The organism is Ruegeria sp. HKCCD6604, from assembly GCF_013110635.1.
GTDB lineage: Bacteria > Pseudomonadota > Alphaproteobacteria > Rhodobacterales > Rhodobacteraceae > Ruegeria.
The window spans coordinates 50566-63397 of the sequence record NZ_WVQW01000001.1 but is presented as its reverse complement, the minus strand read 5'-3'; the positions used below and the strand labels follow the sequence as shown (position 1 = coordinate 63397).

General features: G+C 59.6%; 13 protein-coding genes. 9 read left to right on the top strand and 4 right to left on the bottom strand.

Annotation, left to right across the window (positions count from 1 at the left end; all coding sequences use genetic code 11):
• The first annotated feature begins 14 nt into the window (after nucleotides 1–14).
• The 3 genes from GS614_RS00315 to GS614_RS00305 all read left to right on the top strand — a co-directional run bounded on the left by GS614_RS00315 (nucleotide 15) and on the right by GS614_RS00305 (nucleotide 2537).
• Nucleotides 15–533 carry a hypothetical protein gene (locus GS614_RS00315; protein WP_171725245.1) on the top strand — a complete coding sequence of 173 codons (519 nt, stop codon included), beginning with the start codon at nucleotides 15–17 and terminating at the stop codon, nucleotides 531–533.
• Between the two features lie 2 nt (nucleotides 534–535).
• The gene (locus GS614_RS00310; protein WP_171725244.1) at nucleotides 536–1948 is read left to right on the top strand and encodes a 3'-5' exonuclease; all 1413 of its coding nucleotides are present in this window, start codon (nucleotides 536–538) and stop codon (nucleotides 1946–1948) included.
• 88 nt (nucleotides 1949–2036) lie between these two features.
• The gene (locus GS614_RS00305; RefSeq protein WP_171725243.1) at nucleotides 2037–2537 is read left to right on the top strand and encodes a flavin reductase family protein; all 501 of its coding nucleotides are present in this window, start codon (nucleotides 2037–2039) and stop codon (nucleotides 2535–2537) included.
• Here GS614_RS00305 and GS614_RS00300 read toward each other — a convergent pair.
• The 3 genes from GS614_RS00300 to GS614_RS00290 are packed head-to-tail and all read right to left on the bottom strand — an operon-like array spanning nucleotide 2534 to nucleotide 4766.
• Entirely contained in the window at nucleotides 2534–3013 is a 480-nt protein-coding gene (locus tag GS614_RS00300) for a DUF6505 family protein (RefSeq protein ID WP_171725242.1), read from the bottom strand. The two genes, GS614_RS00305 and GS614_RS00300, sit on opposite strands and share 4 nt — an antisense overlap.
• Complete coding sequence (locus tag GS614_RS00295) at nucleotides 3010–3708, bottom strand: biotin/lipoate--protein ligase family protein (RefSeq protein ID WP_171725241.1); 699 nt, start codon at nucleotides 3706–3708, stop codon at nucleotides 3010–3012. The genes GS614_RS00300 and GS614_RS00295 overlap by 4 nt, the downstream gene beginning before the upstream one ends.
• Complete coding sequence (locus tag GS614_RS00290) at nucleotides 3705–4766, bottom strand: Mrp/NBP35 family ATP-binding protein (RefSeq protein ID WP_152457717.1); 1062 nt, start codon at nucleotides 4764–4766, stop codon at nucleotides 3705–3707. Before GS614_RS00290 ends, GS614_RS00295 begins: the two co-directional genes overlap by 4 nt.
• A 122-nt stretch (nucleotides 4767–4888) precedes the next feature.
• Between GS614_RS00290 and GS614_RS00285 the strand changes: the two genes are divergently transcribed.
• The gene (locus GS614_RS00285) at nucleotides 4889–5617 is read left to right on the top strand and encodes a hypothetical protein (protein WP_171725240.1); all 729 of its coding nucleotides are present in this window, start codon (nucleotides 4889–4891) and stop codon (nucleotides 5615–5617) included.
• Here the strand turns inward: GS614_RS00285 and GS614_RS00280 are convergent.
• A complete protein-coding gene (locus tag GS614_RS00280; protein ID WP_171725239.1) occupies nucleotides 5611–7563 on the bottom strand; it encodes a 4Fe-4S binding protein in 1953 nt (650 codons plus the stop codon). The genes GS614_RS00285 and GS614_RS00280 overlap by 7 nt on opposite strands.
• A 263-nt stretch (nucleotides 7564–7826) precedes the next feature.
• On the opposite strand from GS614_RS00280, the gene GS614_RS00275 reads away from it, so the two are divergent.
• The 5 genes from GS614_RS00275 to GS614_RS00255 all read left to right on the top strand — a co-directional run bounded on the left by GS614_RS00275 (nucleotide 7827) and on the right by GS614_RS00255 (nucleotide 12821).
• Entirely contained in the window at nucleotides 7827–8381 is a 555-nt protein-coding gene (locus tag GS614_RS00275) for a DUF3305 domain-containing protein (protein WP_171204594.1), read from the top strand.
• Nucleotides 8378–8959: a DUF3306 domain-containing protein gene (locus GS614_RS00270; RefSeq protein ID WP_171168535.1), complete on the top strand. Its 582-nt coding sequence runs from the start codon at nucleotides 8378–8380 to the stop codon at nucleotides 8957–8959. The genes GS614_RS00275 and GS614_RS00270 overlap by 4 nt, the downstream gene beginning before the upstream one ends.
• Nucleotides 8960–8963: 4 nt before the next feature.
• Complete coding sequence (locus tag GS614_RS00265; protein ID WP_171725238.1) at nucleotides 8964–9575, top strand: molecular chaperone; 612 nt, start codon at nucleotides 8964–8966, stop codon at nucleotides 9573–9575.
• A 57-nt stretch (nucleotides 9576–9632) separates the two neighbouring features.
• Entirely contained in the window at nucleotides 9633–9821 is a 189-nt protein-coding gene (locus tag GS614_RS00260) for a ubiquinol-cytochrome c reductase iron-sulfur subunit N-terminal domain-containing protein (protein WP_171116379.1), read from the top strand.
• Nucleotides 9822–9926: 105 nt separating this feature from the next.
• Nucleotides 9927–12821 (top strand): formate dehydrogenase subunit alpha, encoded by a 2895-nt coding sequence (locus GS614_RS00255; protein WP_171725237.1) that lies wholly within the window; start codon nucleotides 9927–9929, stop codon nucleotides 12819–12821.
• The last annotated feature ends 11 nt before the right edge of the window (nucleotides 12822–12832 follow it).

Below are 12832 nucleotides of genomic sequence, written 5' to 3'. Positions count from 1 at the left end.
AACGGAGAGACCACATGTTTCTGGAACTGATCGGCACGATTTTCGCAGGGGTCGCATGTGCCGGCATCGTTCTTCTGCTGAACAAGCTGACCGGAGGGCGTTTGCCAAAATGGACAACGCCGGTTGCGGCCGGTCTTGGAATGATCGCGATGACCATCAACAGCGAATATTCCTGGTACGATCGCACGCGCGACCAACTGCCGGAAGAGATGACCATCGTGCAAGAGGTCGAAAGCCGCGCGTTTTATCGTCCCTGGACCTACGCGGTGCCGTTCGTTGACCGGTTTGCCGCAATCGACACCGTATCTGTGCGGACAAATGAAAACGTTCCGGAACAACGGCTTGTCGATCTTTACTTCTTTGGCCGCTGGGCTCCGGTTTCGAAACTGCCGGTGGCCGTGAACTGTGCAGAAAACCGCCGCGCCAACCTGGCGGATGGTGCCGAATTTGCCGAGGACGGGCGTCTGGTGAACGCTGACTGGATTGCAGCCGGAGCCAATGACCCCGTCATCGCAGCCACTTGCGGGGTGTGATCATGCTGACCGGATTGAGTTTGAGGCTCAGGATTTTTCTGTTCTTCTGCCTCCTTGCTTTTGGAGGGGTTGCGATAAGTGCCACCGCTCTCTGGATCACCTATTCCCGCGCGGGAAATCCTGATCTTTTGAATGATTTCGTCTTTGCTGAAATCCTGATCGGATTTGGATTGCTGGCACTGGTTGCAGGTGTTTGGCTGCTGTTTGACGACAACGTCGCCAAACCGATCGAACGGCTTTCCGCCCAGCTGCGTGCCCGTGCACATGCCGGTGTAAGCACCGACCTGGACATGCAGGCCGCGCGTTATCTGGGCGATCTTGCCCCGGCTGCGGCGGGATTGGCGGAACAACTCGCCTCGAACGCCATGCGCACAGCCGAGGCCGTGGCCGCCGAAACCGCGCATCTGGCCGCAGAAAAACAACGCCTGACCGCCCTGTTGACCGAGATCCCCGTGGCCATGCTGCTGGCCAGTCCGAAGCACCAGATCGTTCTGTACGATGGGCAGGCCGCCGAGGTTCTCGCCCAGATCGCGCATCCTCGTCTGAACGCCTCTCTTTTCGAATATCTCGAAGCCACCGGCCTGACAGACGCTTATGCCAAGATGTGCAAAACCGGAAAGGACGTCTATTGCACCCTGTCCAGCGTGGATGGGCGGCAGACATATTCCGCCCGGATGAAACCTTTGGGGGATGCACCCGGGTATATGCTGGTCTTCGAAGACAGCGCAGCGCAAATGTCACCAGATGATGCCCGCCCGCTGGTCTATGATTTCGAACTTCTCAATACGCCGGGGGATGATGCGTTCGAGAACCGCCCCCTGTCGGACCTGTGCTTCGTGGTCTTCGACACGGAAACAACCGGTTTGCTGCCACACAAGGATGAGATCGTGCAGATCGGCGCAGTACGCGTTCTGAACGGCAAAATCGTTCAGGGTGAGCATCTGGACATGCTGGTTGATCCCGGCATTCCAATTCCACCTGCCTCGACCAAGGTACACAAGATCAGCGATCGCATGGTTCAGGGCGCGCCCGAAATTGCCGAAGCCGGGCGCGTATTCCATCAGTTTTCGCGTGACGCGGTGATCGTGGCGCATAACGCCCCGTTCGACATGGCGTTCCTGCGCCGCCATGCCGATCGGATAGGTGTTGAATGGGATCATCCGATACTCGACACGGTCTTGCTGTCTGCGGTGCTGTTCGGGGCAAGCGACACGCACACACTCGATGCCTTGTGTGAACGGTTGGAAATCACGATCCCCGAAACGTTGCGCCATACCGCACTTGGCGATGCGGTCGCCACGGCCGAGGCATTGGTCAAGATGCTGCCGATCCTGCAAGCCCGTGGCTTGACGACTTTTGGAGAGGTGATCATGGAAACCCGCAAACATGGTCGTTTGCTGGAAGATCTGAACTGACGGCATAAATTGCACCCGGCAGTCAGCTTTTCATGGACAATCCGGGCGGCGCATGGCACCTGATGCGCGGCCAAGGATTAAGCGCGCAATGACCGAAAAGACCTTTACACCGACCCCGGATCAAAGCCCCGCCTTTCGGGAAGCGCTGGGATGCTTTGGCACCGGCGTCACGGTAATTACCGCGCAATCCGACAAGGGCCCGCGTGCCATTACGGTGAATTCATTTGCCTCGGTCTCATTGGAGCCGCCACTGGTCCTGTGGTGTCTGGCCAAGGAATCATTCCGATTCGATACGTTCAGTACCTGTGATCTCTATTCGATCCACGTCATGGCGCAGGATCAGCAGGAACAGGCGTTGCGGTTTGCACGCGATGGGGCGGATTTCTCACATGCGGACTGGACCGAGGATGAGGCCGGGCGTCCGCATCTCGCCCAGTGTCTGGCCCGGTTCGATTGCCGCCTTCATGCCCGTCATGACGCCGGGGATCATCTGATCATCGTGGGTCAGGTGGAACAGGTCATGTATCGCACCGGCAAAGGGCTGATCTTCAAACGCGGGCAGTTCGGCGGGTTTGTCGACCTGATCTAATCGTCCAACGACCCGTGAACCGCCAACGCCTCCAGCTCCGCGTCCTGCGGAGTGATGACCCGAAAAGCTTCGTGCACGCCTGTGTCGGTCAATTGCCTTGCGACGGTCAACAGCGTGTTGGCCGTATGGTCTTCGCACAACTCTGACATGTGGTCGATTTCAGCTTGCGCAACGCCCAATGCGGCCTCGACCGAAGGTGCGCCATAGAACTGCACAAAATGTTCGGCCAGATCACGCGTGATCTGGTTTTTCTCTGCGGCTTCGATCTGCGTCACGGCCACAAAAGTTACCCGGCCAAAGGTTTCCAACCCCAGCCAACCGTTCGCAAATGCCTGTCGAGCCTTGCCTTCAAGATCGCCCTGCCCCCAGTTGGAAAACTCAAACCCGCCCGAAACGCACCACTCTCCGGTGCGCGCCGGGGAGTGAAACACGTTCATGTCGCTTTCGTCGAAATGGATCGCACGGGCCAGTTTCATTCTCGGTTCTCCAACAAGGCAGTTAGTGGGCGCAGATACGTATCGACCCCATCGCGGATCAGCATCCCGAAACGTTCATCCGTTCCAAGGAATACGCCACCGTCGATCAGCGGTTCGCCCACGCCGCGCAGCAGGCCCATCCATTCGGCGTGCAAGGACGCGTTGCCATCCTCCTGCCAACGGTTGAGCCAGGTCAACATGTGTCGTGACCAGCTTTCCACCAACTGCGTTGCAGAAACCTCGGCACAGCCTTCATCGTACAGCGCGGTGATATCAGGGGTTTCACCCGGCGCATCACTGGTTTGCAACAGCGTCAGCTCCCAACCGACGATCAGCCAGTCCGGCTCTTCTTCGGGCATTGATGTTGACGCAGCCGCGCGAAACCGGCCGCACCGCGCGCCGTTCACGCAAATCAGACCATCCCAACCCAGATGCACCGCAACCTCTGGCGGGGCCAAAGCACCCAGCGCGTTCTGGAATCCCACAGCACAAAGCGGCAGCATCGCCACGGCATCCTGCAACGGTACCTCGGGGGCAAAAACAATTGCCACGCGCAGGAAATCCGCCTGAATATTGTAGACAACCGTCCCCGCATCACAGCCTAGCGCAGCCATGGCCTGCGCGCGCTCGAACGGGTCTTCCCCACCCTGAACCGGGTGGCCCGTCAGCAAGGGTGGGAAAACCGGCTGGCTCATGCGTTGCCTTTGGCGATCATGTCACGGGCGATCTTGCGGAATGCCTCGGCTTGCGGGCTGTCAGGTTTGCTGACAACGATGGGCGCGCCCCCGTCAGCGGCGACGCGGATGTCCAGATGCAAGGGGATTTCTCCCAACAATGGCACGCCCAGCGCCTCTGCCTCGGACTTGACACCACCATGACCGAAAACATGTTCTTCGTGTCCACAGTTCGAACAGATATGCGTGGACATGTTTTCGATCATCCCGACAATGGGTGTCTTGAGCTGGTTGAACATGTCGATCCCTTTGCGGGCATCAATCAGGGCCACGTCCTGCGGCGTTGAAACGACAATGGCACCATCCACCTGGAACTTCTGGCTCAGCGTCAGTTGCACGTCACCGGTGCCGGGCGGCAGATCGACGATCAGAACATCCAGCGCGCCCCATTGCACCTGGCTCATCATTTGTTGCAGCGCACCCATCAGCATCGGCCCGCGCCAGACAACCGCCTGACCTTCGTTGGTCATCAAACCCATCGACATCATGGTGACCCCGTGGTTGCGCAGCGGCAGGATTGTCTTGCCGTCAGGGCTGGCCGGACGGCCCGAGACACCCAACATCCGGGGTTGCGACGGCCCGTAAACATCCGCATCCAGCAGACCTACACGCCGGCCTTCCGCAGCCAATGCGCAGGCAAGGTTGGCCGAAACGGTGGATTTGCCAACCCCACCCTTGCCGGAGGCAACGGCGATGATCCGATCCACACCCGGCACTGCCTGCGGCCCGGTTTGCGATGGCTTGGGTTTCGGTTTCAGATCCGGCGGTGCCTTGTCGGAATGCGCGGTCATCAAGGCCGAAACATTTGCCACGCCTTCCACCATCTGAGCGGCCTTTTCAGCCGTGGCGCGGACGGGTTCCATCTTTTCCGCATATTTCGGATCGACCTCAAGCACGAAGCGTACCGTGTCGCCTTCCACATTCAAGGCGCGCACGATGCCTGCGCTTACGATGTCCTGCCCGGATACCGGGTCGGTGATCTTTTTCAGGTTCGCCAGAACCGCGTCACGAACACTCATGCTTGTTCCCCTTGATCCGCCCTGCTGACAGGGGCGTGCGTATCGACTCGCCGCTCATTGCACGTGTCTCCGTCTTTGTCTGTACATTTGACGCATCCCGCCCCGCGAAGTTACGTTGAGCCATGCGCTTTGTCCTCTTGTGCCTGAGCCTGACGCTCTCTGCCACCCCCTCTTGGTCACAAGAGGCGATTGGCCTTGCGGCCCCGGCAGAGGTTAAAGACTCTGGCCTGTTGCAACATATCCTTCCTCGCTTCTCTCTCAAGACCGGGATCCGTGTTATTGCAGACGACGCCGGGGTCATGGCGCTGGAAACCGCGCCGCCCGGTGATCCGGTCTTTGCCCGCGACGGTGTGATCTATCACCTGCGTATCGAAGACAGTGACCGCCAGGCCCGTTTTCTTGAATGGCTGAAGTCGGATATCGGCAAGCGCACGGTGGAAAGCTTTGCCCCGGCAGACGGAGGGCCCTACTCTGCCAATTTTGATATTGCCGTGGTTGAGTCCGGTGACATCGTCGAGGGCGACACCCAACTTGGCGAAGAACTTTCGATGACCCATTGCGGGCGTTGTCATGTCATCGGGCCAAGGAACCGCATGAATGGCCTGGGGTCGACGCCCTCTTTCGCCGTTCTGCGCGCAATGCCCGACTGGTCGCAGCGATTCGAAGCGTTTTTCGCCCTGAACCCCCACCCCGCATTCACACAGATCGACGGTCTGACACCGCCTTTCGATCCCGAACGCCCGTCTCCTATTCACCCGGTTGAGATGACATTGGACGATCTTGACGCGATCCTGGCGTTCGTATCGCGCATCGACGCTGCGGATCTGGGTGCACCTCTGAAACTTCAGTGATCCTTTCTGCCTGAATAGTAATCCTCGGTCGTGACGACCCGAGGCTTGGGCTTTGACTGGAAAGGATTGTCTTGCTGTTGGAACTGCACGTTCACCCGGCAATTGTCACACATCTGGATCATCCGCGCCTGATCCGACGTCGCGAACATCGGATGCGTGCCCGACAGCTTCTCCATGATCCGCTCAACCGTGGACTTCACGCCGAACAATGCCCCGCATTCCACGCAGGCAAAAGGTTCTTCTTCGTTCAGAACCTGCTGTGACAGGGCCGCATCGCTGAGATCAAGTTGTGGAACAAGCGTGATCGCATCCTCGGGGCATATGGTCTTGCACATCCCGCATTGCAGACAGGCGTCTTGTTGGAAGTTCAATTGCGGCATATCCGGATTGTCGATCAACGCACCGGATGGGCACAGCGACACACAGCTGAGGCACAGGGTGCAGCTGTCGGTATTCACTGCAACTGCCCCGTAAGGCGCATTTTCAGGCAGCGGCAAAGGCGATTCAGCCTGCGGGTTCAGCGCCTGTGCTGCCAGCCGCGCGATTTGCCGGCGATTGCCCATAGGCAAGACCGGATCGGACAAAGGCCGGGGCACCGCCTGCCCGTACAGCAGATCGGACATCGCATCGGGGTCTGTTTCGTCAATCAGGCCTATACCCTCGGGGCCAGCAATGGCATGTGCCAATTCAAGCTCCCGGTTCAACGCCTCGCGTTCAGTCGTCGGCGCCAACAGCACAACCACCCGCGCGAACCCATGCGCCAGAGCCGCCAGCATCTCGGCATGGCCAAAGCCAGATATCACGTTCAATTCCAATGGAATCACATCCGAAGGTAATCCACGCCCGAAACGCGCCGCCAACCGGATCATTTCGGCCCCGTGGGCGTCATGTACAAGCAACCGAGGCGCGGTGCCGCCGGCCCGTCGATAGGTACGGGCCAGAATATGCATCCGCGACAACAGCGCCGAAACAGGTGGGTCTTCGTAGGTTATGGCCGTTGAAGGGCACAGCGCGGCGCAAGCACCACAGCCTGCACATACCATCGGGTCAATCGCCACATGCTCGCCCGCCGGGGAAATCGCACCGGTTGGGCAGATATCCAAACAGTTGGTACAGCCCACCTGCTCGGCCCGGGAATGGGCACACAGGGTTTCTTCCACGCGCACATAAAGCGGCTTTTCGAATGTCCCCACCAATTGCGCGGCTTCAAAAGCCAGACGCTCCACGGAAACCGCATCCCTGGGATCAGCCCGCAAATAGCCTTCGCGCTTGTCCGGGGCCTGAACAAAGGGCGTTTCTCCTGCCAGATCGATGACAATGTCACACGATGAAAGCGCACCGTCCTTTGGATCGGTCCAAGCAAACGCGCCGCGCCCACCGGGCACGACCTGCTGAAGCTCGTCCAGACGCAACGAAAACCCACCGAGCGCACCGGAAACCGAACGCAGCCGCCCCCGTACCACGTCATAGGCGCGCGAGAGGGGCTCTGACAAATCGGTCGTCATGACGGTCACTGCCAACGACTCCGCCAGACGCTCTGCCAGATCAAAGGCCACCGCACCGGGCCCGATGATGAAACAGGTGCCTTCACTGAAGACATCCACGCTGGGTGTTACCGGTTGCGCCAGAACGGCCTCGGCCGCCAATGCCGCCATCTTGGGGGTCGCATCCGCACCTTGGTCTGACCACCCGGCCCGATCGCGCAGATCGACAAATCCGGGCACGTCGATATTCAGGTCTTCGGCCAGTGACCTGAAAACGTCATGCTCTTGCGCACAAGCGATGACGGTATCACCTTCTTTCATCAAGTCCGCGGCGGACTGCAACTCATCGGTACAAAGCGCGGTATGCAACCTGGAACAGGCAACGCCGCAGGCGCTTTCGATCTTGTCCGGATCGAATGCCTGTGTTCCGGCGCAATCACATAGCAGTAGTTTCGTGGCCATATCCTCTCCTCGGGCAACCGCCCCGGTTCCATGCACACTAGGCTGTACCCCCGGGAAAGCAACTTCAACCCCTTGCCGCGTTTCCTGCATAGGGTTGAATTTCGGCAATAAATGCCACGAAATACAAGCATTCACAGGACCTGCTCACGCAGTTGCTACCCTGGACTACGACCAAAGTCGTAGAGCTTAGGCTTGGCACACAGCCAGTTTGTGTACCATAGTGGACTTGGAAAGGCAGGGGAGAGCCTTTCGGGGAGGAGCCAGTGGCCAAGGCCGCAAGCCAGACTGAAATGCCGGTTGGCGTCATCGTGCGCAAGACACCCGGGGTCACACGGTGGGCCCGGTGGAACTGGCGCGCTGTGGCCCTTTTACCCGGCGCGGGGCCGGCCGACTGGCAGGAACTGCGCCGCGAAGGCGATGCCGTCGAGTATCACGCGGCCACCTTGCCCCTGACGCTCTGGGCAGATGAAACCGAAGCCTACATGGTCAATTTGTCGGATGGGCAGCCTTCGCTGTACCTTGTGCTGCGGGACGAACTGAAAGGCGAAACTCCCCTGAATGCAGTTCTGATCACCGCCTCTCCGTTCGAGGGGCAGGATTACGCGGATACCGGTGAAGAAATTGTCGAGAAGATCCCGATGACTGTAGGGCTGATTGCCTGGGTTCGCGATTTTACTCTGAAACATCATCAGCACGAAGTTTTCGTCAAGCGCCGCCGCGACAAGAAGCGGACAGATCTGGTTGAAGACGGCAAGGGTGATGCTCGTATCCGGCAGACGTCGGACGTGTATCGCGCCCCGAGAAAGGCGCTGCAATGAACCGGCCCGATGATTTCTGGTCTCGCCGAAAGGCCGCCGTTCACGCCGAAGCCGAGGCCGAGGCACTGGCCCTTGAAGAACAGGCGATCGCAGAACGGCAAGCGGAGCTGGAAGAAAAGGATGACGCCGAGATCCTCGCCGAGTTCAACCTTCCCGACCCAGAGACCCTGCAACCCGGCGACGATGTTTCGGGCTTCATGGCCAAGGCCGTGCCTGATCGCCTGCGCCGTCGGGCTTTGCGTCGGCTGTGGCGGCTGAACCCGGTTCTGGCCAATGTCGACGGGCTGGTTGATTACGGCGAAGACTACACCGATGCGGCCTGCGTGATCGAAAACATGCAAACCGCCTATCAGGTTGGAAAGGGCATGCTGGCACATATCGAAGCACTGGCGGCCGACGCGGAAGAGGCCAAAGACGATGCTGCTGAAAGCGAAGCCGATACGCGCGCTGAACCCGAGGCCGAGCCGGTCGAACCCGATACCGGGCCCGAACCGGTTTCCGTCGCCCGCGCGGACGAGCCGGAAGAAATCGACCTTCCCCCGGCGCCACGTCGAATGACATTTGAATTTGAAGGATGACCGAATGACCGCAAGTGACGCGCACACTCTGGACGTTTCAGCCGAGGATCGCCTGCGCGCGGATTTCTACAACTTTCTGGGCTTGCTGCTGGCCGGTACACCCGACCAGATGCTGCTGGATCAAATGGCGAGCCTTAGCGGGGATGACACTGATCTTGGTCAGGCCATCCAAGCCATGGCGCGGGTTGCAAAGGTCACCAAGCCCGCCGCCGCGGAACGGGAATTCAACGCATTGTTCATCGGTTTGGGTCGGGGCGAATTGCTGCCCTATGCCAGCTTCTATCTCACGGGTTTTCTGAACGAGAAACCTCTGGCGCAGCTCCGCAATGACATGGCGGTGCGCGGGATCACACGCGCCCAGAACGTGTTTGAGCCCGAGGACAACATCGCCTCATTGATGGAGATGATGGCAGGCATGATCGTTGGGCGTTTTGGCAGCCCGGCATCGCTTGAAGACCAGAAAGCATTCTGGAGCAAACATATCGGCCCATGGGCCGCACATTTCTATTCGGATTTGGAAGCTGCTGAAAACTCTGTTCTCTATGCATCCGTCGGCACCGCCGGTCGGGTATTCATGGAGATCGAGCGCGAAGCGTTCCGGATGACAGCGGGGTAGCCCGCACATCGCCGGTGCCCTGTGGGCACCAAACCGCAATTGGGACAGGAGGAGCCCATGAGCAAGACCAAGGAAGAAGGCGCCACACGCCGCGACTTCCTCAAACTGGCCGGAACCGCAGCGCCTGCTGCTGTTGCCGCCGCCAGCCTGACCGGGAAAGCCGAAGCGGCCGAAGCGCCGACAGACGATACCCGCATCCAGGATACCGCGCATACACGCGCCTACATCGAAAGCACCCGGTTCTAGGATCGGACGTTTTCACACCCGACTGACGGTTGCGATTGGCCCCGACGTCGGCTTCAGCAGTACCAAGCCAGCCGTGGCATACACGGCGCGCAAGGGAGGAAACAAATGCTTAGGAAAAAGACCAACGGGGTTGCGAGACGCCCCCAGCGGACAAGTATCCTGTCCCAGGTCGGCGAGAAAACCGTCGATCGCCGCGCATTCCTGCGTGGATCGGGCCTGACGATCGGCGGCCTTGCCGCGATCAGCGCCACGGGTGGAACCGTGACGCCAGCCAGCGCCCAGACCGCAGCCAACACGGCTGTCGAGAACATCAAGTCCGTCTGCACGCATTGTTCGGTCGGTTGCACGGTGGTTGCCGAAGTTCAGAACGGCGTCTGGATCGGGCAGGAGCCCGGCTGGGACAGTCCGTTCAACCTGGGCGCCCATTGCGCCAAGGGTGCCGCCGTTCGCGAGCACGCCCATGGCGAGCGCCGCCTGAAATATCCGATGAAAAAGGAAGGCGGAGAGTGGAAGCGCATCAGCTGGGAAGAGGCGATCAACGAGATCGGCGACGGCATGATGAGCATCCGCGAAGAATCCGGGCCTGACAGCGTGTACTGGCTGGGTTCCGCCAAGCACAACAACGAACAGGCCTATCTGTTCCGCAAGTTCGCCGCCTACTGGGGCACGAACAACGTGGACCATCAGGCCCGGATCTGCCACTCGACCACTGTTGCGGGTGTTGCGAATACATGGGGCTACGGCGCCATGACCAACAGCTACAACGACATGCACAACAGCAAGGCGATCTTCATCATCGGCGGCAACCCGGCCGAGGCGCATCCCGTGTCGCTGCTGCATATTCTGCGCGCAAAAGAGCAGAACAACGCCCCGCTGATCGTCTGCGACCCGCGCTTTACGCGCACTGCGGCGCATGCGGATGAATATGTCCGTTTCCGGCCCGGCACGGACGTTGCGCTGATCTGGGGTATCCTCTGGCACATCTTCGACAACGGTTGGGAAGACAAAGAGTTCATCCGCACCCGTGTCTGGGGCATGGATCAGATCCGCGAAGAAGTTGCCAAGTGGAACCCGGATGAGGTGGAACGTGTCACCGGCACTCCGGGATCGCAGTTGAAGCGGGTTGCCCGCACGATGGCCAACAACCGTCCTGGAACGGTTGTCTGGTGCATGGGCGGAACGCAGCACACCAACGGCAACAACAACACCCGCGCGTATTGCGTCCTTCAGCTTGCACTGGGCAACATGGGAACCTCGGGTGGTGGCACCAACATCTTCCGCGGTCATGACAACGTTCAGGGCGCAACGGACCTTGGTGTTCTTTCCCATACCCTGCCCGGCTATTATGGCCTGTCCGCAGGCGCATGGGGTCACTGGGCCCGTGTCTGGGGCGAAGAACCTGAATGGCTGGCCGGTCAATTCGCCGCGATCAAGGACAAGGACGGCAAGGACAAACCGCTGCAGAACGAGCGCGGCATTCCTGTTTCCCGCTGGATCGACGGTGTTCTGGAAGACCCGGCCAACATGGATCAGGACAACAATGTCCGCGCCATGGTTCTGTGGGGCCACGCGCCCAACTCGCAGACCCGGATGACGGAAATGAAGACGGCGATGGAAAAGCTGGACATGCTGGTCGTGATCGACCCGTATCCCACCGTCTCGGCCGTTCTGCATGACCGCACCGATGGCGTCTACCTGTTGCCCGCCTGTACGCAGTTCGAAACCCGTGGCTCGGTCACGGCTTCGAACCGGTCGTTGCAGTGGCGCGACAAGGTGGTCGATCCGCTGTTCGAAAGTCTGCCGGACGAGGTCATCATGGCCAAATTCGCCAACAAGTTTGGCTGGGCGGATCGGTTCTTCCGCAACATCGAAATGGACGACCCGGAAACCCCGAATGTTGAAAGCATCACGCGTGAGTTCAACTCGGGCCTCTGGACCATCGGATATACCGGTCAGTCACCGGAACGTCTGAAAAGCCACATGGCCAACCAGCACACGTTTGACAGAACCACGCTGCAGGCAATCGGTGGACCCAACGACGGTGAGTATTACGGCCTACCTTGGCCTTGCTGGGGAACGGCTGAGATGGGTCATACGGGGACACCAAACCTTTATGACATGTCCAAACCGGTGGCCGAAGGCGGCCTGACCTTCCGCGCCCGTTTCGGTGTGGAACGCGACGGTGACAACCTGCTGGCCGAAGGGGTCTATAGCGTTGGATCGGAAATTCAGGATGGCTATCCAGAGTTTACGATGCAGATGCTGATGGATCTTGGCTGGGACGGTGATCTGACGGCCGAGGAACGCGCGGCCATCGACGCCGTGGCCGGACCAAAGACCAACTGGAAAACCGACCTGTCCGGCGGTATCCAGCGGGTCGCGATCGCACATGGCTGTGCGCCCTTCGGGAACGCAAAGGCCCGTGCGGTTGTCTGGACCTTCCCGGATCCGATCCCAATCCATCGTGAGCCACTTTATACGCCGCGTCGCGATCTGGTAGAGGACTATCCGACCTACGAGGACCGTCAGGCCTATCGCCTACCCACACTTTATGCATCGATCCAAAAGAACGACTTTTCAAAGGATTACCCGATAGTCCTCACGTCTGGTCGTCTGGTCGAGTATGAGGGCGGCGGTGACGAAACCCGGTCGAATCCGTGGCTGGCCGAGCTTCAGCAGGACATGTTCGTCGAGATCAACCCGCGCGATGCCAACAACCTTGGCATTCGAGACGGATCACAGGTCTGGGTCGAAGGTCCCGAGGGCGGCAAGGTCAAGGTGATGGCGATGCTGACCAACAGGGTCGGTGCCGGCGTGGCCTTCATGCCGTTCCACTTCGGCGGCCATTTCCAAGGCGAGGACCTGAGGGAGAAATACCCCAAAGGTGCAGACCCCTATGTGCTGGGTGAAAGCACCAACACCGCCCAGACCTATGGCTATGATTCAGTGACCCAGATGCAAGAGACCAAGGCGACTCTCTGCAAGATCTGGGCAGCGTAAGGAGGACGATA

What these genes read in the sequence shown, in the direction of transcription:
- GS614_RS00315 (WP_171725245.1), top strand. Translation starts at nt 15, where the DNA reads ATGTTTCTGGAACTGATCGGCACGATTTTCGCAGGGGTCGCATGTGCC.
- GS614_RS00310 (WP_171725244.1), top strand. Translation starts at nt 536, where the DNA reads ATGCTGACCGGATTGAGTTTGAGGCTCAGGATTTTTCTGTTCTTCTGC.
- GS614_RS00305 (WP_171725243.1), top strand. Translation starts at nt 2,037, where the DNA reads ATGACCGAAAAGACCTTTACACCGACCCCGGATCAAAGCCCCGCCTTT.
- GS614_RS00300 (WP_171725242.1), bottom strand. Translation starts at nt 3,013, where the DNA reads ATGAAACTGGCCCGTGCGATCCATTTCGACGAAAGCGACATGAACGTG.
- GS614_RS00295 (WP_171725241.1), bottom strand. Translation starts at nt 3,708, where the DNA reads ATGAGCCAGCCGGTTTTCCCACCCTTGCTGACGGGCCACCCGGTTCAG.
- GS614_RS00290 (WP_152457717.1), bottom strand. Translation starts at nt 4,766, where the DNA reads ATGAGTGTTCGTGACGCGGTTCTGGCGAACCTGAAAAAGATCACCGAC.
- GS614_RS00285 (WP_171725240.1), top strand. Translation starts at nt 4,889, where the DNA reads ATGCGCTTTGTCCTCTTGTGCCTGAGCCTGACGCTCTCTGCCACCCCC.
- GS614_RS00280 (WP_171725239.1), bottom strand. Translation starts at nt 7,563, where the DNA reads ATGGCCACGAAACTACTGCTATGTGATTGCGCCGGAACACAGGCATTC.
- GS614_RS00270 (WP_171168535.1), top strand. Translation starts at nt 8,378, where the DNA reads ATGAACCGGCCCGATGATTTCTGGTCTCGCCGAAAGGCCGCCGTTCAC.
- GS614_RS00265 (WP_171725238.1), top strand. Translation starts at nt 8,964, where the DNA reads ATGACCGCAAGTGACGCGCACACTCTGGACGTTTCAGCCGAGGATCGC.
- GS614_RS00260 (WP_171116379.1), top strand. Translation starts at nt 9,633, where the DNA reads ATGAGCAAGACCAAGGAAGAAGGCGCCACACGCCGCGACTTCCTCAAA.
- GS614_RS00255 (WP_171725237.1), top strand. Translation starts at nt 9,927, where the DNA reads ATGCTTAGGAAAAAGACCAACGGGGTTGCGAGACGCCCCCAGCGGACA.